21 protein-coding genes are annotated in these 23,945 nt (G+C 56.3%); 11 read left to right on the top strand and 10 right to left on the bottom strand.

Translation table 11 applies throughout. The features are described 5' to 3' along the window. Positions 1-22 precede the first annotated feature (22 nt). A complete protein-coding gene (locus RHM59_RS01285; protein ID WP_322168617.1) occupies positions 23-400 on the bottom strand; it encodes a VOC family protein in 378 nt (125 codons plus the stop codon). Between the two features lie 116 nt (positions 401-516). Further along, positions 517-1,389: a LysR family transcriptional regulator gene (locus RHM59_RS01280; protein WP_322168614.1), complete on the bottom strand. Its 873-nt coding sequence runs from the start codon at positions 1,387-1,389 to the stop codon at positions 517-519. A gap of 125 nt (positions 1,390-1,514) precedes the next feature. Between RHM59_RS01280 and RHM59_RS01275 the strand changes: the two genes are divergently transcribed. The 3 genes from RHM59_RS01275 to RHM59_RS01265 all read left to right on the top strand — a co-directional run bounded on the left by RHM59_RS01275 (position 1,515) and on the right by RHM59_RS01265 (position 4,552). Further along, the gene (locus tag RHM59_RS01275) at positions 1,515-3,062 is read left to right on the top strand and encodes an MFS transporter (protein ID WP_322285771.1); all 1,548 of its coding nucleotides are present in this window, start codon (positions 1,515-1,517) and stop codon (positions 3,060-3,062) included. A 203-nt stretch (positions 3,063-3,265) separates the two neighbouring features. Beyond that, entirely contained in the window at positions 3,266-3,532 is a 267-nt protein-coding gene (locus tag RHM59_RS01270; RefSeq protein ID WP_322168609.1) for a DUF2790 domain-containing protein, read from the top strand. A gap of 111 nt (positions 3,533-3,643) precedes the next feature. After that, entirely contained in the window at positions 3,644-4,552 is a 909-nt protein-coding gene (locus RHM59_RS01265) for a hypothetical protein (protein ID WP_322168606.1), read from the top strand. Here the strand turns inward: RHM59_RS01265 and RHM59_RS01260 are convergent. From RHM59_RS01260 to RHM59_RS01250, 3 genes are all read right to left on the bottom strand, one after another. After that, positions 4,549-5,688 (bottom strand): glycerate kinase, encoded by a 1,140-nt coding sequence (locus RHM59_RS01260; RefSeq protein WP_322168603.1) that lies wholly within the window; start codon positions 5,686-5,688, stop codon positions 4,549-4,551. The genes RHM59_RS01265 and RHM59_RS01260 overlap by 4 nt on opposite strands. A 117-nt stretch (positions 5,689-5,805) precedes the next feature. Next, a complete protein-coding gene (locus tag RHM59_RS01255; RefSeq protein WP_322168600.1) occupies positions 5,806-6,909 on the bottom strand; it encodes a sugar diacid recognition domain-containing protein in 1,104 nt (367 codons plus the stop codon). Between the two features lie 163 nt (positions 6,910-7,072). Continuing rightward, the gene (locus RHM59_RS01250) at positions 7,073-7,786 is read right to left on the bottom strand and encodes a FadR/GntR family transcriptional regulator (RefSeq protein ID WP_322168597.1); all 714 of its coding nucleotides are present in this window, start codon (positions 7,784-7,786) and stop codon (positions 7,073-7,075) included. A gap of 285 nt (positions 7,787-8,071) precedes the next feature. Here RHM59_RS01250 and RHM59_RS01245 point away from each other — a divergent pair, with 285 nt between their 5' ends. The 3 genes from RHM59_RS01245 to RHM59_RS01235 all read left to right on the top strand — a co-directional run bounded on the left by RHM59_RS01245 (position 8,072) and on the right by RHM59_RS01235 (position 11,627). Continuing rightward, on the top strand, positions 8,072-9,421 hold the full coding sequence (locus RHM59_RS01245; RefSeq protein WP_322168594.1) for an MFS transporter: 1,350 nt from the start codon (positions 8,072-8,074) through the stop codon (positions 9,419-9,421). Between the two features lie 78 nt (positions 9,422-9,499). Beyond that, complete coding sequence (gene gudD / locus RHM59_RS01240; RefSeq protein WP_322168591.1) at positions 9,500-10,852, top strand: glucarate dehydratase; 1,353 nt, start codon at positions 9,500-9,502, stop codon at positions 10,850-10,852. A gap of 121 nt (positions 10,853-10,973) precedes the next feature. Then, complete coding sequence (locus tag RHM59_RS01235) at positions 10,974-11,627, top strand: DUF1345 domain-containing protein (RefSeq protein ID WP_322168588.1); 654 nt, start codon at positions 10,974-10,976, stop codon at positions 11,625-11,627. Here the strand turns inward: RHM59_RS01235 and RHM59_RS01230 are convergent. Continuing rightward, positions 11,624-13,012 (bottom strand): Fic family protein, encoded by a 1,389-nt coding sequence (locus RHM59_RS01230; protein WP_322184080.1) that lies wholly within the window; start codon positions 13,010-13,012, stop codon positions 11,624-11,626. The genes RHM59_RS01235 and RHM59_RS01230 overlap by 4 nt on opposite strands. 300 nt (positions 13,013-13,312) lie before the next feature. Here RHM59_RS01230 and RHM59_RS01225 point away from each other — a divergent pair, with 300 nt between their 5' ends. The 5 genes from RHM59_RS01225 to RHM59_RS01205 all read left to right on the top strand — a co-directional run bounded on the left by RHM59_RS01225 (position 13,313) and on the right by RHM59_RS01205 (position 18,889). Next, positions 13,313-14,272 carry a D-2-hydroxyacid dehydrogenase family protein gene (locus RHM59_RS01225; protein ID WP_322168582.1) on the top strand — a complete coding sequence of 320 codons (960 nt, stop codon included), beginning with the start codon at positions 13,313-13,315 and terminating at the stop codon, positions 14,270-14,272. 767 nt (positions 14,273-15,039) lie between these two features. Further along, complete coding sequence (locus tag RHM59_RS01220; protein WP_322168579.1) at positions 15,040-15,648, top strand: TetR/AcrR family transcriptional regulator; 609 nt, start codon at positions 15,040-15,042, stop codon at positions 15,646-15,648. A 402-nt stretch (positions 15,649-16,050) separates the two neighbouring features. Next, the gene (locus tag RHM59_RS01215) at positions 16,051-16,920 is read left to right on the top strand and encodes an urea transporter (RefSeq protein ID WP_322285770.1); all 870 of its coding nucleotides are present in this window, start codon (positions 16,051-16,053) and stop codon (positions 16,918-16,920) included. A gap of 45 nt (positions 16,921-16,965) precedes the next feature. Further along, on the top strand, positions 16,966-17,799 hold the full coding sequence (locus RHM59_RS01210) for an ion transporter (RefSeq protein ID WP_322168573.1): 834 nt from the start codon (positions 16,966-16,968) through the stop codon (positions 17,797-17,799). A gap of 91 nt (positions 17,800-17,890) precedes the next feature. Next, positions 17,891-18,889 (top strand): sulfate ABC transporter substrate-binding protein, encoded by a 999-nt coding sequence (locus tag RHM59_RS01205; protein ID WP_322168570.1) that lies wholly within the window; start codon positions 17,891-17,893, stop codon positions 18,887-18,889. A gap of 126 nt (positions 18,890-19,015) precedes the next feature. Here RHM59_RS01205 and RHM59_RS01200 read toward each other — a convergent pair whose 3' ends face one another. From RHM59_RS01200 to RHM59_RS01185, 4 genes are all read right to left on the bottom strand, one after another. Continuing rightward, positions 19,016-19,597: a hypothetical protein gene (locus RHM59_RS01200; protein ID WP_322285769.1), complete on the bottom strand. Its 582-nt coding sequence runs from the start codon at positions 19,595-19,597 to the stop codon at positions 19,016-19,018. Positions 19,598-19,934: 337 nt separating this feature from the next. Beyond that, positions 19,935-20,366, bottom strand: a complete 432-nt coding sequence (locus RHM59_RS01195) for a lysozyme inhibitor LprI family protein (protein ID WP_322285768.1) — start codon at positions 20,364-20,366, stop codon at positions 19,935-19,937. After that, complete coding sequence (locus RHM59_RS01190; protein WP_322285767.1) at positions 20,363-22,897, bottom strand: hypothetical protein; 2,535 nt, start codon at positions 22,895-22,897, stop codon at positions 20,363-20,365. The genes RHM59_RS01195 and RHM59_RS01190 overlap by 4 nt, the downstream gene beginning before the upstream one ends. 644 nt (positions 22,898-23,541) lie before the next feature. Next, positions 23,542-23,943 carry a hypothetical protein gene (locus RHM59_RS01185; RefSeq protein WP_322285766.1) on the bottom strand — a complete coding sequence of 134 codons (402 nt, stop codon included), beginning with the start codon at positions 23,941-23,943 and terminating at the stop codon, positions 23,542-23,544. Positions 23,944-23,945: the final 2 nt, after the last annotated feature.

The raw sequence follows: 23,945 nt of genomic DNA, 5'->3' as shown, positions 1-23,945 counted from the left end.
CCGATATTCAGGCAATCGCGGATCAAACGTATTCAGAGATTTCGATCAAATTCAAATCCGGATCACGGAGGTAAACCGAACGAATCGGCCCTGTGGCGCCGGTGCGCATGATCGGGCCTTCGATAATTGGCCAGTTGGCCGCCCCCAAACGCTCAATTACCTGATCCAGAGGAATCGACGCGATAAAGCACAAATCTAATGCACCGGGCACGGGCAAATGGGCCTTGGGCTCGAACTCCTGCCCTCGAATGTGCAGGTTTATTTTCTGATGACCAAAAATAAACGCCATGCGTCCTGCACCGAAGGTCTCCAGCCGCATGCCTAACACGCGAACGTAAAAATCCTGAGTGGCTGCGGCGTCGGTGGCAGTCAGCACCAGGTGGTCCAGGTGATCAATCATTGTGTGAGCTCCTCAAGCATTTTTGTCGCGAAGGGGCTGTAAACCACTCGCTACTTATGCGGTTACTTGTGCGGTGTACGTGTGCGGTCGCACCTACCAGGCACCGCGAGAGCGCCCTAACCCATGAAATGCTTCACGTGCTCAATAAACCGCGCCACGGCCGGCGCCTTTTCGAAACGTCGATGCACCAGCGACAAGCATGACGAAGGGTGGCAGTCCTCAATACGTCGGTACACCACATTGGGCAGGTTGATGTGGTCCACCACGGATTCAGGCACCACCGCCACCCCCTGTCCAAGGGAAACCAGCGCGATGACCGAGACCAGTCCGCCCGGTTGAGGGCCGAGCGTCGGCGCGAAACCTCCGTGGGTCGCTACCTGCAAGGTGCCGGAGATCTGTTCGGGAAGAATGAACGTTTCATTTTGCAAATGCACGGCGTTGACTTCCTTCAAACGGCACAACCATGAGCTGTCGGGCAGCGCCAAGGTAAAGCCTTCCGCCAACAGGCTAATGGTGCTGAGCGAATCGGGCACGTGCATGGGTGAGCGGATGTAACCGACATCCAGCCGTCCTTCCTCAATCAGCGTCGGCAACGCAGGCATCAAGCGCTCGCTGATGGCAAACCCAACGTCGGGATAGCGCTGACGAAAGCTGCTGACCTGCTGCTGCAACGCACCGGAAAACACCGCTGAAGCAACGTAACCCAATTCGATATGCCCGGTCTCGCCCCGGCCAGCCCGCTGAGCGTTGAGTTGCGCGGTTTCAAATTGCCGCACCGCCAACTCCGCTTCCACCTGCAATGCCCGGCCGGCGTCAGTCAGGCTGACCTCCCGCTGTAACCGCAGGAACACCCGTGTGCCCAGTTCATTCTCCAGGTCCTGAATCTGCCGCGTCAGTGTCGGCGGGGCGATGCCCAATTGTTCCGCAGCACGGGTGAAGTTGCGGTGCTTGGCAACGGCCAAAAAATAGCGAAAGTGGCGTATTTCCATGACTGGATTAGCTCAAAGGTAATGAAACTCGGGCGCTTGGGTAATTCCAGGATCATGACGGCGCTTTATGCTGGCAGCGGCATTACCTGCAAGACAATCATGAGTATGAGCAACCGGAGGCACAATTGAAAATCGTTAGCCCGCGCATGACCTTGTTGACCGCTTCCGGGGTCTGCTCGCTCATCGTTCTAGACACCAACATCGTTGCCGTCACGCTGCCCAGCATCGCCCGTGATCTGGGTGCGGGCTTTGCCGACATTGAGTGGGTGGTCAGCGCCTACATGCTGGCGTTCGCGGCATTGCTGTTACCGGCCGGCAGTATCGCTGATCGTTTCGGTCGCAAAAAAACCCTGATCAGCGGCTTGGTGCTGTTTATTTTGGCGTCGGTAGGATGCGGTGCGGCACCGAACATCCTATTGCTCGACATCGCGCGTGCGATCAAAGGTGTGGGTGCCGCGTTGCTGCTGACCTCTGCGCTGGCAACCATCGGTCACGTTTTCCACGACGAAACCGAGCGCGCCAAAGCCTGGGCGTTTTGGGGCGCATGCATGGGCGTGGCAATGACCGCAGCGCCCACCGTGGGCGGATTGATCGCCTCGTTCGTCGGCTGGCGTTGGATTTTTTACCTGAATCTGCCGGTTGGAGCGCTGCTGATGCTCATGGTCTGGCGCAACATCCCCGAGTCGCGTAATGAGCAATCGGCGCGCCTGGACCCTTGGGGCAGTTTGGCGTTTAGCGGCAGTTTGTTGTGCTTGATCTGGGGTTTGATCGAAGCCAACCGCATTGGCTGGGACAACACGCTGACCACCCTGCGCATCGTCGGCGGAATATTACTCTTGGCGCTGTTCGTGGTTGTCGAACGCCTACAGCATCGGCCGATGGTTGACTTGCAATTGTTCAAACACCCACGCTTCATCGGCGCGCTGCTCGGGATGTTCGCCTACGCCGGTTGTGCGCAGGTGATGATGACCATGTTGCCGTTCTACTTGCAAAACGGCTTGGGCTTTACCGCCATTGCGTCAGGGTTAGGCATGCTGCCGTTCGCGGCGACCATGTTGATTTTTCCGAAAATAGGTGCCCGGTTATCGAACCGGATTTCACCAGCCGGCATGATGACCATCGGACTGATCCTGGTGGGCTGCGGCAACTTGCTCAGCGCGTGGGCGGCTTCGGCCGGGGGTTATCTAGGGTTTGCCTGCGCGATTGCAGTGACCGGCGCCGGCGCGGGTTTGCTCAATGGCGATACACAGAAAAACATCATGGCGTGTGTGCCCAGGGATCGCGCCGGCATGGCATCGGGCATGAGCACCACCATGCGTTTCAGCGCCATCGTATTGGCCATCGGCGTCTACGGCGCGGTGTTGGCCAGCCACACACAACACGCGTTGAATGGCAGCCTGCACGCGGCAGCTCCCGAATGGTTAATGCACACCGATTACATTGCCTCGCGGGTCGTGGCCGGTGACATGGCCGCCGCATTGTCGCCCTTGACGGAGAGTGCCCGGTTGGTGATTCAGCCCTTGGCGCAACAAGCCTTCGTCGCGGGCTTCAGCACCCTACTTTGGCTAGCCGGGTTGTTGGCGTTGTTCGGTGCGGTGTTGGTGGGCACATTGATGCGTAATCCAATTCCGTCGGCGCAGACGAGTCCGGCGTATGAGGTCGAACCCCTGTAGGGTCCCCACGTCTTCTTATAATTCAAGGGGTTATGTCGAATTTGATGAGGGCTGCCGAAGGCTGCGATCCGTTCGAAGAATCTTCGCCAACAAGTTGGCTCAGATAAAATCGTCAAAAAATTTTCCGTCCCCGGGAATAAACCTCAATGCCCTTCGTCGTACAGGCTCAAGAATTTGAACCCAACCACGAAGAGTGCCTCACCATGAACACTTCACTGAAAAGCACACTGATCGCTTTTTCTCTCTTGGCCCTCAGTGGCGCAGCGTCGGCCGCTGGGAATGATCAAAAATCGGCAGGCGTCGAGGATTACAGCTATACGACCAAACTCGATATCGCCAAGGTGGTCGCCGGTCCAGACCTCAACTACTGTGGCATTCAGCCGGTTGAAATGACCTATCGCGACCACACAGGCAACACCCACACCGTGCGTTACGAAGCATTCGGCAGCGGCTGTAACAACATGGGCTGAAGCTGCACCGATGACTTTTTCGGCACCTGCTTCTGTTTCGAGAACCTGCCGCTTTTTATAGTGGGCCCTCAGCGGCGCATTCAATGCGCCGCGGTTTTCGAGACCTCAACCATGTACCACGCGCTCACCCTGCCGTGCTCTCCCGACGACGTCCATGACCAGCTCTACAGGGGTCATATCCTGGCTATCGACGCTCAACCAGCAATGGCGAAACTGGTGACGTTCGCCGATGGTTTTTTGCGTGAGGCCTTGTTCCCCCACACCCCTACATTGATTCATCAGCACTGGTCCCACGCTCAACAAGCCGAAGGATTCACTCGCTGCCAACAGGACTTTCATCAGGCACAAGAAGTAAAAAACCTCTGGACCCAGCTGATGGAAGACATCGGCTTCGACCCGACGGAGCTTGCCTGTGACCGGCTGCATTTACGTTTCCAACCTCCGCCCTGTCTCGACGCACCCGCGTCCCGCGCACGTGCGACCGCAACCATCGCGTTTCATCGTGACACGTGGGGTTCGAACCTCTATGCGCAGACCAATTGGTGGGCACCCCTCTACCCCGTGAATGCCGAAAGAACCTTCGCCATCTACCCGCACCTATGGGAGCAGCCGTTGCACAACAGCAGTGCTGGGTTCGACCTTGCCGCAGTGCTGGCGCAATCCCGAGCCGGCGGCCGTAACTCGGTAGACGCCGATCAGGCCACGCCGCATTTACTCGAAACCGTGGACGCTAGCCTTGGGCAACCGGTGCTCATCGCGCCCGGTTCGATCATCGCCTTTTCCGGTGCCCACGCCCACGCAGGCGTGCCCAACAGCAGCGCCCTGACGCGCCTATCTTTCGAAACCCGGACTCTGTGGCTCAACGACCTGCGCACCGGGCGCGGCGCACCGAATGTCGATGGCCACGCACGGTGGATGTCACCGGGATTTTTTCAGCGTCTCAGCGACGGCCAACGCCTGAATGAATGGCTGGGGTGTGGCTACATCACCCCGTACACAAAAGGCCAAAAACACGCTTAGCGCGACGCCGCCAACTGCCAGACCTTGGCCAGATCGCGGGCCCGGTCATGCAACAAGTCGGCAGCGTTGCGGCAGGCGTGATCGAGGGTCATCGGGCCGCTGGTCACGGCGAACGCCGCGCTGATGCCGTGTTCGTAAAGCTCGGCATAGCCCTCGCCCAAGGTCCCCGCCAAAACGATCACCGGAACGCCTTTGCGCTGGGCAATTTTTGCAACGCCAAACGGGGTTTTACCGCGCAGGGTTTGGGCGTCGAAACGGCCCTCACCAGTGATCACCAAGTCGGCGCCGTCGAGTGCTTCGGCCAGCCCGACCAAATCAGCCACGACCTCCACGCCAGGCCGAAAGGTCGCGTTCAGGTACGCCTTGGCGGCGAAGCCCATGCCGCCCGCTGCGCCACAGCCAGGGTTGTCCCGCAGGTCACGGCCCAGCACGGCGACGGATTGATCGGCGAAATGGTCCAGCGCAGCGTCCAGTTCCAGGACTTGCTGGGGCGAAGCGCCCTTTTGCGGCCCAAAAATATGCGACGCCCCGTGCAGCCCGCATAGCGGGTTATCAACGTCCGCGGCGACTTCGAAGCGCACGTCGCGCAAACGGCTGTCGAGGCCGTCCAGTTCAATTCGTTGGACCTGCGCCAATGCGATGCCGCCTGGCGCGACACGGTGACCCTCGGCATCCAGGAACCGCGCACCCAGCGCCGACAGCATGCCGCTGCCGGCGTCATTGGTCGCGCTGCCGCCGATGGCCAAAATGATCCGTTGCGCACCGGCATCCAGCGCCGCGCCAATCAATTCACCGGTGCCGTGGGTCGTGCTGATACAGGCGTCTCGTTGCTCCAGGGTCAAGAGTTGCAGACCACTGGCCATGGCCATCTCGATGATTGCGGTGCGACTTTGCTCCAGCCAACCCCATTGCGCGTGTACTGCATCGCCCAGCGGACCGGTGACCGCGGCACGCATCCACTGGCCGTCGCACGCTGCCAAAATCGCCTCGATAGTGCCTTCACCGCCATCCGCCATTGGGCATTGAACGAGTTCGGCATCTGGCCAGACATCGGCCAAACCGCTCGCGACAGCAACGGCGACACCTTGAGCGCTCAGGCTGTCCTTGAAAGAATCCGGGGCGATGACGATTTTCATAGTTATTTTCCTGTGCGTAATGAGTGGATGTTCTCACCCTGGTCGACATTTTCCGCCTGACCTTCGCACAACTAACACCAGGCGTTATTGGTCATCGGAACAACGGTTGCGGTTGTGTTAATCGGCATCACTGCGCGGGGTCATTTGCAAACCCAAATAAAGCCGCAGCAGGTCGTTGGTTCGATAAGGGTCGCAGCCGCTGAGTTCGGCGACCTTCTCCAGTCGATAGCGCAGGCTATTGCGGTGGATACCTAATGCGTCGGCGCAGGCTTGGCTTTCGCCGCTGTAATCGAACCAACTGCGCAAGGTTTCCAGCAACTGGCTGCTGTTGCTGTTCTGTAATCGGGTGATGGGATCGGCCACACCCTGGGCGAGCCAATCGTTACGGTAGCGCCAAAACAACACCGCCAGCCGATGCACCGCTAAACGAAACAGGCGCTGCTGCGGATGAACGTGGCGGGCGTAATCCAGTAAATCGCGGGCAGCGGCGCAGGCGTGGCGTAAGGTCGACAGACCGGCAGACTGCTCCACAGTGACCAAACGCAGAGCTGGCCAACCCTGCTCCGCCAGTTGCTCCAGCAACAGCGCGTCATCGCGTTCTTTACCATTGGCCCGGCACCAATACACCAGCGTCGACTCGCGAACGACGCACCAACTGTTGACGTAACGGGCGTTCAGCCAGTTGCTTATTTGACTGGCGGTAGAGGTGTGCGCTGGCAGTTCAATCAATACCACCTGACGCGGCAACTGCGGTTGCAATCCCAGGTGCTCCGCCTCCTCGACCAGGCTGCTTGGGCAGTCAGGCAGTAACAGCCGCGAGAGCAAATCTTCGCTACGCTGATGCCGCCATTGCTGGTCCGCTTGCTGACGACGATGTTCCATGAGCATTTCGGCGGTCATCTTAACCAATTCGCCATAGACCCGAACCTCGTCCGGTTCGCCGGTGATGCCCAGCACACCGACCAATTGCTGATCCAGCATCAACGGCAAATTAACCCCCGGCCGCACACCGCTCAAGTGCTTGGCGGTCTGCGAGTCGATTTCCACCACCCGGTGATTGGCCAGCACCAACTGTGCCCCTTCATGCCGAGTGTACAAGCGGTCGGCCTCGCCACTGCCGATGATAATGCCCAGGTAGTCCATCACATTGACGTTGCACGGCAAAATCGCCATAGCCCGGTCAACGATGTCCTGAGCAAGAGCGTGGTCGAGCGCAAACATAAAAGGCTCCGGGCAGAGGGGAATGAGGGTGAGTTTGCATGATTCGGAGCGCTGAATCATAGACTCCCGGTAGGAGCCCACTTGTTGGCGAAGCGGCTTGTCTGGCACATCGCTGAAAAAGCATCGCCAACACGTTGGCTCCTACAGAGGGTTGTAGAAATCCCTATTCCAACGGCGCCAATCGCTCTCGACTGTTGCTCAAATGCGTCCACATGGCCGCGCGGGCTGCGTCAGGGTCTTGGCGGCGGATCGCGCTCAGCAAGGCTTCGTGTTCGAGGTTGGCCAAATAACCGTGATGCGCAAGGTTAATGCCCCTGCGTTCGCTGGAGCCAATACGGCTACGCGGGATCATCGCCGGACCCAGGTGCTGCATGATTTCGACGAAGCACGGATTGCCCGTGGCTTCAGCAATCAACAGATGAAAACGTCGGTCGGCCTCAACGCAGCTGTCTTCCTTCGCCAACAGGTCCTGATAGTCATCCAGCGCCTGACGCATAGCCCCCAACTGTTCATCGGTACGGCGTAACGCCGCCAGTGCCACGGCCTGAGTTTCCAAGCCAATGCGCAGCTCAATAATGTCACGCACGCTGGCGGCGGTTTCGACCTTCAAGCGCATGCCAGTCGGGCCGCGATGCTCCAGCACAAAGGTGCCGATGCCGTGCCGGGTTTCTACCAGCCCGGAGGCCTGCAGCTTTGAAATCGCCTCGCGGACTACGGTGCGACTGACGCCGTGCTCACGAACGATTTCGCTTTCCGAAGGGAGCTTTTCACCGGGGCTGATTTTGCCCAATAAAATCCGCTGACTCAGTTGCGTCACCAGATCGGTGGCGAGGCTGTTAGGTCGTCGCTTGGTCAAAACGGGCGGCAAAGTGTGCATGCAAATGATGTCCAGATAGACGCGCTAAGACCCGCGCTGGCGGGGATGATACCACCTGTTTCACTTGCAATGAATTGCTCGCCAGCTTGTATGACAACTATGAATTTTTTAAGTATCCCGCCTACGACAGCCTTTTAGAACAACGCCAAAACCCCAATAAAACTTGGATAATCGGCACCTAACCCACTTGCGCGACGTAATTTTACTTGTATGATGACTGCCAACTGGACGCATGATCCGGTTGCAACATTACCCGCATAAAAATAACGAGTGGGAGTTCAGATTGTGACTACATCCAATGCCAGGGTGAGCGACGGCACGGTGTCCGTGCTCCTTTCAGCCGTATCAAAAGTGAAGCGTCGTGTACTGCCGCTGTTCGTCATCATGTTCATCGTCAATTACATCGACCGCGTCAACATCGGTTTCGTCCGAAGCTACATGGAACACGATCTGGGCATCGGTGCCGCCGCCTACGGTTTGGGCGCCGGGTTGTTCTTTATCGGTTACGCGCTGTTCGAAGTACCCTCCAATATCCTCTTGCAGAAAGTCGGCGCCCGTATCTGGCTGACACGGATCATGCTGACGTGGGGCTTGGTGGCCGCCTGCATGGCCTTCATCCAAACCGAAACCCATTTTTATATCCTGCGTTTTCTGCTGGGCGTTGCTGAGGCCGGCTTCTTTCCTGGGGTGATTTATTACTTCACCCGCTGGTTGCCGGGCGTCGAGCGCGGTAAAGCCATTGCGATATTCCTCAGCGGTTCAGCCCTCGCGTCACTGATTTCCGGCCCCCTCTCCGGCGCCCTGCTGCAAATCAGCGGCATGGGGTTGCATGGCTGGCAATGGATGTACTTGATCGAAGGGTTGTTTTCGGTCGGCCTATGCTTTTTCGTCTGGTTCTGGCTGGATTCCAAACCCCATGACGCCAAGTGGCTGACCATCGCCGAAAAAGACGCCTTGGTCGAGGCCATCGAGACCGAACAGGCAGAACGTGAAGCCGCCACACCGATCAAGCCGTCGATGATGACCCTGCTCAAAGACCGGCAGATCATCCTGTTTTGCGTGATCTACTTCTTCATTCAATTGACGATCTACGCCGCGACGTTCTGGCTGCCCAGCATTATCAAGAAGATGGGCGACCTCAGTGACATGCAAGTCGGGCTGTTCAACTCGATCCCTTGGCTGCTGTCGATCATCGGCATGTACGCTTTTGCTGGACTCTCGGCGAAATGGAAGCACCAGCAGGCCTGGGTGGCCGCCGCACTGCTGATCGCCGCCGCCGGGATGTTTATGTCCACCACTGGCGGACCGATCTTCGCCTTTGTTGCGATCTGCTTTGCCGCGCTGGGGTTCAAATCCGCTTCGTCGCTGTTCTGGCCGATCCCCCAGGCGTATCTGGACGCACGTATCGCTGCCGGAGTGATCGCACTGATCAACTCCCTCGGCAACCTTGGCGGCTTTTTCGCCCCGGCGACCTTTGGCTGGCTCGAAGAGCACACCGGTTCGATTCAAGGTGGCCTGTACGGCTTGGCCGGCACTTCGATCATCGCCGCGATCATTGTGTTCTACGCCCGCAACACGCCTAAACGTTCGCCCGCCACCGCAGTGACCGGCAAACAGGCGCCGACTCATTCCTGAAGCAACGTGGCCGCGCGCCGCGATCCTCAGTGGCGCCGCTGATAAACCACTGCCTCGCACTGTTTATAGGACTCCAGTATGAATACCTCAAACGCCCAAGCTGTCGGCAACGCCCCCGTGATTACCAGCATGCAAATTGTTCCGGTTGCTGGCCATGACGGCATGCTGCTGAACCTGAGCGGCGCCCACGGCCCGTTTTTCACGCGCAACATTGTGATTCTCAAGGACAACGCCGGGCACACCGGCGTCGGCGAAGTGCCCGGCGGCGAACGCATTCGGCAAACCCTGGAAGATGCCCGCTCGCTAGTCGTGGGCAGCCCCATCGGCACGTACCAGAAGATTCTCAATCAAGTGCGCCAAGCGTTCGCCGATCGTGACTCAGGCGGACGCGGCCTGCAGACTTTCGATTTGCGCATCACCATCCACGCCGTTACTGGCCTGGAGGCAGCGATGCTCGACCTGCTCGGCCAGCACCTGGACGTACCGGTTGCGGCCCTGCTCGGCGAAGGCCAGCAACGCGACGAAGTAAAAATGCTCGGTTACTTGTTCTACATCGGCGATCGCAACAAGACCGACCTCGCCTACCGCAGCGAGCCGGAGGCTGAAAACGATTGGTTCCGTCTGCGCCACGAAGAAGCGATGACCACCGAATCTGTGGTGCGCCTGGCCGAAGCGGCCCACGCCAAATACGGCTTCAAGGACTTCAAACTCAAGGGCGGCGTGTTGCGCGGCGCCGAAGAAATCGAAGCCGTCACCGCCCTCGCCGAGCGCTTTCCCGATGCGCGCATCACCCTTGACCCCAATGGCGCTTGGTCACTCAAAGAAGCGATTCACTTGTGCCGCGATCAGCACGCGGTTTTGGCTTACGCAGAAGACCCCTGTGGCGCCGAAAATGGCTACTCCGGCCGTGAAGTCATGGCCGAATTCCGTCGCGCCACCGGCCTGAAAACCGCCACCAACATGATCGCCACCGACTGGCGCGAGATGGGCCATGCGATTCAGTTGCAATCGGTGGACATCCCCTTGGCCGACCCGCACTTCTGGACCCTGCAAGGCTCAGTGCGCGTGGCGCAGATGTGCCATGAATGGGGCCTGACCTGGGGTTCGCATTCGAATAACCACTTTGATATTTCTTTGGCGATGTTCACCCACGTTGCTGCAGCGGCACCGGGCGACATCACGGCCATCGACACCCATTGGATCTGGCAAGACGGCCAACGCCTGACCAAAGAACCGCTGCAAATCGTTGGCGGCTGCGTGCAAGTGCCGAAAAAACCGGGGTTAGGTATCGAACTGGACACCGATCAAGTGGCAAAAGCCCACGCGCTGTACAAAGGCATGGGGCTTGGGGCCCGGGACGACGGCATTGCCATGCAGTATTTGATTCCAGGCTGGTCATTCAATAACAAGCGACCGAGCCTGGTGCGCTAAACCCCTTCATCGCGTTTTCGCCCCCTTAGGCGTGCGGCGCTGAAACACTCGCGCGCCGTTTTTTCATCTGCCACAGAGAGCGTGCTAAGGTTCCCGCAGACCCTCACCGCGATGCTCTCCAATGCCCCACCTTTCCCGTACTCACCCCCGTCTGACCGCCGCTGGATTGGTTGGCTGCGCCAGCGGCATCGCCTGCAGTTTCATTGTTCCCGGCCTCACGCTGACCACCCACATACTGATCGGCTGGAACGTTGGCGTCTGGACCTACCTGATTTTGATGATGTGGCTAACCACGCGCACAGATGCCGACGACGTCAAGCGTTTCGCCATCATTGAAGATGAAAATGCCGGGCTGGTGCTGGCGATGGTTTGCGTCGCGGCAATTGCCAGCCTGGCGGCCATTAGCGTGGAGTTGATCGGCAGCAAAGACCTCAGCACCAGTGCCAAAGCACTGCACTACGGTTTCACCGGGCTGACGGTGGTCGGTTCCTGGCTGATCACCGGGGTGATTTTCAGTCTGCACTACGCGCGCTTGTTCTACACCGCCGACACCCAAGAACCGGCGCTACGCTTTGCCGACGGGGAACAAAACCCGAACTACTGGGACTTTTTGTATTTTTCTTTCACCATCAGCGTCGCCGTGCAAACCGCCGACGTCGGTGTCGCCAGCCGCGATTTACGCAAAACCGTGCTCGCGCAATCGTTGATTGGCTTTGTGTTCAATACCGCGATTCTGGGGTTTTCGATCAACATTGCGGCGGGGTTGTTTGGTTAGGAGAAAGACCCTGGAAGCTCAGGCGTTGTTTCTCTTGCAGCAAAAACCGTCTGAATGACTGCAACCACATCCACGCCGACTGAGCCCTCCGATAACAGCGGAAACTCCTTCAACAATTTATTTGATAACTTCCCGCCGTTCTCTCGAACCGAACGGATAATGCGATCTATGTCGCTGTCAGGGCCTTCCAGCACATTTTTGACCTGCTCACGGGCCAGTCGAAGGGCGCGCAAATGGTCGGCCTCTTTGCGCATTTCTAGTTCGATAGTGACCTTTACCACGTGGCCGAGGTATTCAACGTGGTCCGTCAAATCCGGATAACGCCAAGCAGGTAGCGCGTCCTGGTAAGCGTCGAATTCCAAGCTGTAATGCACCCCATCTTCAGCCACCTGCTCGGCGGCAAATCGCCAGTCGGCAGCATAACGGCGCATCAGAGGCCGAGAAAACAATTCGAGAATCTGATCGTAGCCACGGCGATTCACCAGGCTGCTTGTGATAGTCGCCGATACAGGGAGGATGAAGGGTTCGGGAATAGCTCGATCTCGCCGCAGCACATCGTTGATCAAGAAACGTGAAATTCGACCGTTACCATCAGCCATCGGGTGGATATACACAAAGCCGAACGATAGAACGGCCGCTCGTATCAACGCCGATGCACCCTCAGTACGTTGCGCAACCATCCGTAAACCGCTTAGCAATGAAGGCGCGTCGTTCCAATGGGGTGCGATGTAATGTACGACATCTGTGAAGCCATCCACCTCCCCCACAAATACCGGCGAACGGCGAAGCCCGTAGCGGGTCGCACGCGGACCGAGAATCTGAGCCTGCAGGTCAGTCAACGCAGAATCAGACAACGGCTGCTCATACTGACCACAACGTTGTTCCATTACGGAGGCAAAACGCTGAACGCGATCAGTGTGCTGCTCTTCATGCTCAATAGCGAAACTCGCGCGGCTCTCCTTAATCGTCAACCACACCGAACTGCGTTGCAGTAGATCAGACCCAAACTCGATCTCAAGGGCGTTTAGTTGCTGCGCACAGTTGTATTCTTCGATCTGCCTGATGCGTTCGTTGCGCAATACCATCGGGCAATAGTCACGTGTCCCCGGTAGATTATTGCGCACCCGCCAACGTGGATTATTTTCTGGCCGTGGGGCTGTCAGATAAAGGTTTTCATCAAGGGCCGAGATGTAATTCCCGCTGATAACGCCCTTAAAACTTAAACGGTTTCCGGTCAGAAACTCGTAGAAAAAACCGGCCCGTCGTGCGTACTGCCCGGTAGGTTCAGCATCAATCCAGCGGTCCAACTGCTCTGCTGAGACCTCGTTAAATAGGCGTGCAAGTAACTCAAGATGAATGCCTTCGTGCTTAAAGGCGAAAGCCAAATGGCCTGCAAAGGTGTCGACAGGTCGTGACGTGGCTGGATAGTATTCGTGGACGTAACCGTCTTCACGTTCGGTGGTTCGTGACTTGGAAATTTGACTGTCAACGCGCAATGCCTGTACGCACTGCAGCGAATAATGGTGTTGCAGCCATCGATAACCGATCCAGTCCGTCACTTAAAACCTCCACAAAGTAGCTTAAACCGCTTATTCCCGAGAAGTTTCGATTAGAAATCAGCTTTTCGTCAACAAAACGATTACTGCGCACTCATAATTCCAACGCACCTTAGCGAGGCACTTTGAATGACTTCCCTCCTGCGAATCGCCGTCCTCGACGACTGGCAATCAGTGGCCAGCGACGTGGTGGACTGGGCGGTTCTTAACGCCATCGCCGACGTCAGTTTTTTGCATGAGTTCCCGGCAGACACTGCAACCATGGTTGCCCGGCTGGCATCGTTCGAGGTCATTTGCGTCATGCGAGAGCGTACGCAGTTCAACGACGCCTTGTTGAGCCAACTACCGCACCTGAAGTTGTTGGTCACCGGCGGCATGCGCAATGCGGCTATCGACCTCCCCGCTGCGGCACGTCTTGGCATTCAAGTGTGCGGCACCGACAGCTATAAAAACGCCGCACCAGAAGTGACTTGGGCCTTGATCATGGGCATCACCCGCAACCTCGTGGGGGAGGCCAATTCCTTTCGCGACGGCGGTTGGCAAATCGGGTTGGGCAGCGACTTGTATGGCAAAACGTTGGGGATTCTGGGCTTGGGCAGCATCGGCAAATGGGTTGCCAAATATGCCCAGGCGTTCGGCATGCGGGTGATCGCCTGGAGTGAAAACCTTACCGTCGAACGTGCCGCTGAAGTGGGCGTTACCTACGTGACCAAGCGCGAACTGTTTGAGCAATCGGACGTGCTGAGTGTGCATCTGGTGCTCAGTGACCGCAGCCGCGGCATTGTCGATGCCCAGTCGCTGAGCTGGATGAAACCGACCGCCTACCTGATCAATACAGCGCGCGGCCCCATCATCGACGAAGCGGCGCTGATCAGCTTGATGCAGCGCGGCGATATTGCCGGGGCCGCGTTGGATGTTTTCGACCCCGAACCGCTGCCCGCCGACCATCCGTTTCGTACCCTGAGCAACGTGCTGGCCACACCGCACATCGGTTACGTCACAGAGAATAACTACCGGATGTTCTTCAGCCAGATGATCGAAGACATTCAGGCGTGGCAAGGTGGTAAACCGATTCGGGTTTTGGGGTAACTGACTGCGGGAGGTCCGCTTTTGTGTGGCTGAGATCACTGATTTTGGCGATGCACAAACTTTTGTAGGCGCTGCCGAAGGCTGCGATCAGATGTTCAGTGCTTACTATTGCGTGTCTGCCAAAAAATCTCTGTGGGAGATTCTATGTTTGAGGGCAGGCGACCCAGGTTTCAGGTCGACATCAGCGGCGCGACTACGGGCCTCTTCGCAGGCAAGCCTACTCCCACAGTATCTGCGGCTGCTTGCAATCTACCGTGTCAATGAAACCCCAAAGCCGTACCGGCTTCGCCCCCAGGGTCCAGATGCGGTTGGCACCGAGAACAATCCGCCCCATGCGTTGCTGCGGTAACCGACTTCAGCACTCAGATCGACGTTGGGATAGAACGCCGCTTCCTGTTGGCTGGTGGAACCGATTTTGATCAGTTCGCGCTACCGCGCCAAATCGCACTCAGCGTTGGTCACTACGGCTTGATCACGCGCGACAACTTGGCCGCAACCACCACCACCGGCTCACCCACACCCGATCAACAGCGAATCGCGCAGCGTTAAAACCGGCAGGCTGCACGGACATTGATAAATGGCCAATAGCCTAATCATTGGGCTCAAGCGAGCAGTGCTACCGCCCGCAAAACATCAAGTGTTCAGCTCGGTGACAGCTGCACCCCACAGGTTCAGGGGCTATGCGCCGTGACGGGCATTCTTGAGCCCGTCGCAAGGCCGGTGCTACCATGCGCAACCGCCAGGACTGGCAAGGAATTCTCTGGTTTATGAGCAGCATTCGCGAGCGAAACAAAGAACTGATCCTAAACGCAGCCAGTGAGGAGTTTGCCGACAAGGGCTTCGCCGCCGCCAAAACCAGCGACATCGCGGCCAAGGCCGGGCTGCCAAAGCCCAATGTCTATTACTACTTCAAGTCCAAAGAGAACCTCTACCGCGAGGTGCTTGAAAGCATCATCGAGCCAATTTTGCAGGCTTCGACGCCCTTCAACCGCGACGGCGTGCCGGCCGAGGTACTCAGCGGCTACATTCGCTCGAAAATCCGCATCTCCCGCGACCTGCCCCACGCCTCAAAAGTGTTCGCCAGCGAAATCATGCACGGCGCGCCGCACCTGACCGCCGAGCAAGTCGGGCAGCTCAACGAGCAGGCCAAGTACAACATCGAGTGCATCCAGTCCTGGATCGACAGCGGCCAAATCGCCCCCCTCGACCCCCACCACCTGATGTTCACCATCTGGGCCGCGACCCAAACCTACGCCGACTTCGACTGGCAAATTTCCACCGTTACCGGCAAATCCAAACTCGAAGACAGCGACTACGAAGCGGCTGCCGAGACCATCATCCGGTTGGTGCTTAAGGGTTGTGAGCTAGACAAGTAGCCCTTGGCCTGACCCCACATTCCCTGGTTCTCGGACTTATCGCAGCCTTCGGCAGCTCCAACAGAAATCTATGCATCGCCTGAATCTGTGGGAGCAGGCTTGCCTGCGAAGACGCCGGTAATAGCGCCGCTGATGTCGACCTGAAAACTAGGGCCCTTGCAACGGCGCTTTCGTTGGCAAGCCACAGAGACTTTTCGGCAAACACGAAAGAGTCGGCACTGAAAATCTGTGGGACCGAATTTATTCGGGAAGGCTTCAGTCCTGACACGCTGCAACCTCAAGTCATCCACTCCACAGAAAGAAAAAAGCCTTTGACCGACGTGCCTCGTCGTGAATAAACTTCGCCCCCAGACATATTGTATACAAATACATACTTAATTGATCACAATAAAATATAAATCCATGAACAAAATCTCCTGCCCCGACTGGGCCGAAGCCATCCTCAACGGCTTTAGCCAAGTCCTGCTGCAACGCCATCCTTTTTGCGGAATGCTTTGTCTGCTGGCAATCCTGCTCACCGCACCTGAATTGCTGGGGGGCGCGTTGCTGGGTGCGGTGGCCGGTTTACTCACTGCTCAACGGCGTGGCTATGACAAAGCTGAACGCCAAGCCGGTCTCTACAGTTACAACGGGGTGCTGCTGGGCGTGTTGTTGTGTCATCAGTTGCCTTGGTCACCCGTATTGCCGTTGCTAATTATGGTCAGCGGTGGCTTAAGCGCGATGCTCATGCACCATTGGTTGGCGAACACCCGGCAAGAGCATTGCCTGAAGGCTTACACCGCGCCGTTTGTGCTGTTCAGTTGGTTGTTACTTGCCGTTGTAATGCCCCACACACCCGCACTCAACACTGCCGACAACACCTTGCTACACGCCGTGTCCCAAGGATTGGGACAAATATTTTTGCTCGATCAACCGTTAGCGGGGCTGATGATCGGTGCCGGCCTGCTGATCGCTGATCGACGTGGCGCCTGTTGGGCGTTGCTGGGCTGCACCGCCGGAATCGCCGTGGCACTTGTACAAAATGAACCCTCCAGCGCCCTGTTCGGCCTCGCCAGCTACAACCCGGCGCTGGCCGGCTTGGCGTTCAGTCATCAGCGCACCAAACCGTGGCTGCCGTTGTTCGCGATCGCTCTGGCCATTGTCCTGCAGCCCGGATTTTCCCAACTGGGTCTGCCGACCTTGACCGCGCCATTTGTCCTGGCTTGCTGGCTGGTTCAGGCCAGCGCCCGTCTGCTGCGACAGTCCACATCCGATCACGGCTTGCACTGGTGAGCCGAAAGCTCCAGGCTTTGCAAAAATTCACTTCGGAATTGACCCATGGACAGCAACACTGGCTGGCGTGAACAGCTACGCATCATCATTTTTCAGACCGACACCGTCGCCGGTCGACGCTTCGACACTGCCCTGCTGCTAATCATCTTAAGCAGCCTATTCGTCGTCATCATTGACAGTATCGACAGCATTCACCGCAATTACATCGATTTGTTCGCCTACATCGAATGGGGCTTCACGCTCGTATTCGCTGTCGAGTACGCCTTGCGGCTGTACTGCTCGCCGAAGCCGATGCGCTATGCCTTCAGCTTTTACGGGCTGGTCGATCTGCTGGCAATTGTGCCGGGAATTCTGGCGCTGTATTACGCTGACGCACAATATTTGCTAATCATTCGGATCATTCGGATGCTGCGAATCTTCCGGGTGCTCAAGCTCAGTCCCTATTTGAAGCAAGCCAATTTCTTGTTATTGGCACTGCGTGGCAGCAAGCAAAAAATCATCGTGTTTCTCGCGACAATTTCCACCTTGGTGATCATATTTGGCACCTTGATGTATGTGATCGAAGGGCCGGCGAACGGTTACACCAGTATTCCGGTTGGCATTTATTGGGCCATTGTCACGATGACCACCGTAGGCTTTGGCGACATCGTGCCGAAGACGCCAGCCGGGCAAATGCTAGCGTCACTGTTGATGATTACCGGTTATTCGATCATCGCCGTGCCCACCGGCATTTTCACAGCCGAACTGGCCAACGCCATGCGCGGCGGTGGGCTTGAGCATGAATGCCCTGTGTGCGCCAAGACCAACCACGAAAACGAAGCGGCGTTCTGCGCCCGTTGCGGCAATGCGCTGTTTCCAAACGTTGATAAACAGGCATAAGTACCTCCGTTTTTAGTATTTATAAGCCGCACTGCATCCGGCTATAGTCGCGCGCACTAAGCCCCACCCAACCTCGAACAAGGAATTCGCCGTGAACAAACTTTTGGGTGCCTCACTATTGGCCGTAGGTCTGGCCATCGCCAGCACGGTCCAGGCTGCTCCGCCGCTGCTCAACGTCTCTTACGACGTCATGCGCGACTTCTACAAAGACTACAACAGCGCGTTCCAGAAGCACTGGCAGGCCGAGCACAACGAGAACATCACGTTGCAGATGTCCTTTGGCGGCTCCAGCAAACAGGCCCGCTCGGTGATTGATGGCCTGCCGGCTGACGTGATCACCATGAACATGGCCACCGACATCAACGCCTTGGCCGACAACGGCAAGTTGGTACCTGATAACTGGATCACCCGCCTGCCGAATGACAGCGCGCCCTTTACGTCTGCCACGGTATTTATCGTGCGCAAGGGCAACCCTAAAGGCCTCAAAGACTGGAACGACTTGGTAAAAGACGGCGTGCAAGTGATCGTGCCCAACCCTAAAACCTCGGGCAATGGCCGTTACACCTACCTGTCGGCGTGGGGCTATACGCTGAAAAACGGTGGTGACGAAGCCGCCGCGAAACAATTCGTCGGCAAGCTATTTGCCAACGTACCGGTACTCGACACTGGTGGCCGTGGCGCAACTACCACGTTCATGACTAACCAGATCGGAGATGTGTTGGTGACCTTCGAAAACGAAGCCGAAATGATCGCCAAAGAGTTTGGCCGCGATCAGTTCGAAGTGGTCTATCCAAGCGTCTCGGCCGAAGCAGAGCCACCGGTGACGGTGGTCGATAAAGTCGTCGACAAAAAAGGCACCCGGGCCGTGGCCGAAGAATACTTGAAATACCTCTGGTCACCCGAAGGCCAGGAAATCGCCGCCGCCAACTACCTGCGCCCACGCGACCCCACCGTACTGGCGAAATACGCCGACCGCTTCCCGAAAGTCGACTTTCTGTCGGTAGAAAAAACCTTCGGCGACTGGCGCACCGTGCAGAAAACTCACTTTGGTGACGGCGGGATTTTCGATCAGATTTATTCGGGTAAATAGTGTTGGATTTCGCTCTGTAGGAGCCAACTGGTTGGCGAGGCAATAGCCCTGACAGGCTCAATCAGGCTGTTTCGCCAACACGTTGGCTCCTACAGATTCGGGTATTTATAGGAGATCCATCATTAATTACATCCTCCGTTTAATACTAAAAATCACTTGCCGAACCTCCTCGACGGGCAGGCGAATTGTTATAAGCTCCACGTTCTCACTCCCCAAAATCAGTACGGTATGAAAATCGTCCTTCGACCTACTTGGCTGCCAAATCACATCCACTGACCCACCAATCAAATAGCGGGTGACGTGCGCATTACAATCCAGCTTTAAAAGGGAGCGCTGGCGCTTCAGCTCTTCAACTTCTTCGCGGTTAAGATTTTCCCCAGACGAAACGCCATATATCAGCCGATAAGCATCTGCAACAGCGTGGGATGACGAGGTAAATATCTCGGCCTGGTCACTCCAGGGTCTCGACGTTACGTGTTGCTGCCCGACGTACCCTTGGCTCGGATAACTGGCTACAAACCCATCGCCACTCAGCAAGGATCGAGGCTTACCGGGCAAGTTAAATTGATAGGAAGAAAAATAAACCGGCGTAGATAACCCTTCTTGATAAGCCGCTTTCATAATTGAAGGCGGTGAATAGTCGCATTTATCAGCCGATGCATTAACGGCGACAATCATTAGTACACTTGGCAACAGCATTTTTTTCATTACATGCTCCTTTGTATCTATGACAAACGCGTGGACTTCAATCATGCCCTGCCAATATAAGGGTCGGGCTGGGGCGGGCGGACGCAACTTGGCCAACCAGCAAGGGCAATCGTCTGACGTAACTATATTTCAGACTCTATAAATATTTCGCGTATATACCTTAATCTTTCTATCTCTTCCCTCACTTCACAGTCACCCTTTAGCATCTCACCTCGCTGACCACCGAGCATCATGCTTAATCACGCGACACCCAAGCCGATAGATATTTTATTATATATACAATTGAGAATACGAGCTCCCAGACCATTCATACACGACTCTATGCTCCGACTCCACGCTATGGCAGCATGGGAGAAATTGCATTCAGGTAATATCGTCGCTCGTCACTCATTCTTGAGATGCAGTTGTCCAGGGTCACCTTGTATGCTTGGCTTCCTGTCTCTATCTCAATCCCCTCAAGCGCGCAATTTTTATCTCTTAGAACTATCCATGCCCGCTGAGAGCTTTTTATCATTGATAAATAATCTTTCTCTATTTTCGGATGATTTTTATATTGAGATTTAACTCTGGCCATAAGCTCTTGGTAGCTTTCGTTCAGCCTGCTATCGGCAACATTTTTTTTTGCCGTTGCGCAGGTCACAACTGCCAAGCTATTGTTTACATTCTTGCAGGCTTCGCTTTCAAAGTCTGAACCGAAAGCGGGATACGCCACTGCCAAAAAAGCACCGGCGATCAATGGTGACTTCACACACCTCATAAGTTGATTCATCGACTTTTCCGAAGGTAATTAGCCCGTTGCCGACCGGGCTCATATTGACTTAGTGTAGGAGTGTTTTCGATATAGTTTATTAATTCATCGATATTATTTCTCATTCCCGCCTTCATAGGATTGGCACCTTGTGTGAAGCCTTGATAGACGAAATCGACTAAAATATCTTTGATCGCGGGCAGGAGTTCATCCCATTCAAAGCGTGCATCCTCGCCAGCTGTCCATCTATTGTAATTATTGATAGCGCGATTAACGTAGTCTGGATATGTGATATTAAATAGATTTTTCTGTTGGGCATGAGTAATCTCGCCAATATCCAGTTTGTTATTTTCCACAAACGTTCTTGCTGAAATACCTTTCAGGCCATTTGCCTTACAGATTTTCGACGCTTGTATCGGATCTAATCCTGCTGCAATCATATGGTCTTTTATTTCAATTCCCGATCTTGAACCCATGTCATAACCTCGGCCTAACGTAACACCTGAAAGATCGTTGCCAGGCCAATGAATCACACGGCTGAAATAATACGAGTCAACTGTATCGCTGCCTTCGGCATCAAACGTTACTTTTCCCGCTAGTTTTGATTCTTCGCTCGGTTTTATCGCCCCAACAAACTCCACCGGATGAAAATAAGAAACCCATCCATCCTTGGGCAGTCCAACCTTCTCCGCTACTTCATCCCAAAACACCAAGTTATTAATCCGCTCACTCTCATGCCGCAGCCACTCAGGGTCGTGACTCAGACGGTCCCGAAACGCTTGCCAGTTGGCAGCGTCGGCGGTGGTTTGCCATTCGGTGTGGTGGTGGGTGATGAGTTTTGACCAGCGATTTCTGAACGCGGGGTTTCTCAGTGTCAGCCGCAGTTCTTCGGCGCTGACATCTCCGTCGTGATTGACATCGGCCAACGCGTGCAGGTGTCTATAGAAATTACATACCTTCCCTGAAATCAGCGGGCTACAAGTATTGGCACCTTGCTCGACGACCTTGAAGCCAAGCGCCTTAAGGTTGTATTGGCTGACGATCTGGGCCTTGGTCGTGCCGTCCTGTACACCCTGTTTACTGATCAATGCTTCAAAGTTACGGATCGGCGCCTTGGGGGTGGCGACCTTTTCCTGAACGTTGATCTTGTAGGCGGGAGCACCGTTTTTGTCGTTTACGACCGGCAGCTTGTTCAGGTCAAACACATGGTCTTGAAACAGAAATCTCCGGAGTTCGCTTTCGGTGTCCTGAGCCACGATGTCCGCTTGCAACTTGGGTACGTGAAGGTATTGCTTGCCCTGTTTAAGGCCCGCTTCGTTGCTGAGAAAAGCGTCGAGGTTCGGGTCGCAGGTGAAAACTTCCACGTGCACTTGGTGTTTGGATGTCTTGCCGGTTTTGGCGGGTGTTTCATACATCCCCAGGTAACCCACCGGGGCGCCAGCTTTGATCGGGATCGGTTTTTCGGGAACGATAACGCTGTCCAGACCGACCGGCTCAGTGCGCGGAAACTCCAGCTCAATGTCATCCACGTAGGCCCAAAACGCTTGAATGAGAGGCTCGCCTCTGATGGTGGTCGGGGCAATGGTGCAGCGCGCCATGGGCCGTCGGGTGCCATCCGGTGCGTTGACCAACACGGTGTGTGCGTTATCAAAACGAAAGGTATAGCCCGAGGGTAATTGTTCCCGCACGCCGTAGCTGGCGCCCGGATCGTTATTCTCAGGCGCGCGATGCATGTCCAACCCGTGGAACTGCCGCACGCGGGCTTCAACCATGCCTTGCCAATACACAGGTCGGGCTCGCGCAGGTGGCAGCACCTTGGCCAACAGCAACCGACAGTTATCTGGGCTGATGGGTTGCCCGTGTTGGTGGCTGGCGAACCAGAGTTCTGCACCGGAATTGAACGGGCCTTCCGGTGGTGCCCAGACAAGGCGGCCTTTGGCAAAGCGATAGCCTTCGGCGCCTTCTCGCTCTTCAAGAATGTCGAACACGCTGCCGGCGAGGATTACACCGATCTTTTTACTGCCGGGTTCACCCAAGGGCACATTGCGGGCTGCGCGGTCGCCGAAACCGACTTGCACGCGGTTGGCGTAGGTCGGGTCATCATTCGGATAGCGCTCGAAGGGCAGCAGGTGCATGTACAGGCTGTAAAAGGTCAGGCTGTTTTGCTTGCCGTGGTCGGGACCTTCTTCGGGATTGGGCGGTGACTGATAAGTGTGGCGGACCAAGCAAAACGAGGTGGAGTATTTCAGTTGCAGGCAACTTGCGTCCTGTTCGAACTGGGAATCGAGGTAGTCGGCATTCAAGCGGTAGGCGACCACTTCACCGTCGGCGATGCAGCGCACCGGTTCGTTGTGGACGCAGTGCGGGGCGCTTTCATTGCTGATATGAATACCGCCGTGCCAGAAGCCGCTTTTGCTCAATAAGTAGAACCCCGACGTTTCTTTCTCCAACAGTTGATGCAGTTGCTCGGCGTCAGCAAAGGGTTTGCCATCCGCCTTGCGAATCGGGAACTGGAAGAAGTCGCTGACGCTGGATTTTGGAATATTGGACATGGGCCGGTCTGCATAGTGGAGAGGCCGGGCAAGTTTCAGGTAGAAAAACATACGTATATAGACGCTATGACCGACTAGCGTCGTAGGGGAACTCCCACATAATTGTGGGCATCGACCTAAAGACGGGGCTTCAGCTAAAACCTGTTATCCGGCAGTTAAAGGCTATGGAAAGCAGAAAAAAACACTTTGGTGACGGCGGGATTTTCGATCAGATGTATTCGGGTAAGTAAGCCAATTCGCTAGATCCACTGCGGGATATGCGTAATGTCGAAATTTCTGTAGGAGGGGCCACCACGTCTTCGAAGCGGCGCTGTCGCGCAGCAAACTGAGTGGCATTTTGTGTGATTTGAGATTGCAGCGTGTCAGGACTGAAGCCTTCCCGAATAAATTCGGTCCCACGGTTTTTGGCGCTGCAAAGATTCTGTAGGAGCTGCCGGAGGCTGCGATCAGGTCGAAGGACCTTCGCCAACAAGTTGGCTCCAGATGGCCGCCCGCCCGTAGATCGGCTGTGAATTGAATATCGAATTGCGGAAAGAGGCCCCATGAAACCATGCGGCCCCTGGAGCGACGCCGGTGTGAGGGGAGACCGCCTAAGCCTCTCGCCAACACGGTGGCTTCAACAGAGAATTTCTGTCAGGCAAACATCAATGCCCAAACTGCCGACCCAACCCCGGCGGGACACCATTAACGTCGGTGGCTTGCCACGGTCCGTTACGGGCGGTTGACCAGCTCCAGCCGTTGTCCCAGCGGTAGTAGGTGCGCTGGCGGTAGAAGGTGTCCGGTTGGTCGTCCAGCACATAGACCCCGAGCTGTGAGTCCCAGTGGCTGTTGCCACCCGGTGGCGGGGCGAAGTGGGCGGAGGTTTGCGGCGCGCCCGGTGCCGGGTGTTGTGGCACGGGCTGCGGTGCTTTGTGGGGCGCGCTCGGTTGTGACGTGCCGGGCTGCGGCGGGATGGGTTCGCTGCTTTGCGGTGCCGGTGGTTGCAACGCACACGCACTCAAGCCCAGCACCAGACTCAACAAGGTAATGCGTGCGGCGGCGCTCATGG

It is taken from the genome of Pseudomonas sp. MH10, from assembly GCF_034353045.1.
Lineage (GTDB): Bacteria > Pseudomonadota > Gammaproteobacteria > Pseudomonadales > Pseudomonadaceae > Aquipseudomonas.
The sequence above is the reverse complement of the archived record's forward strand: the minus strand, read 5'-3'. Positions and strand labels throughout refer to the sequence as shown.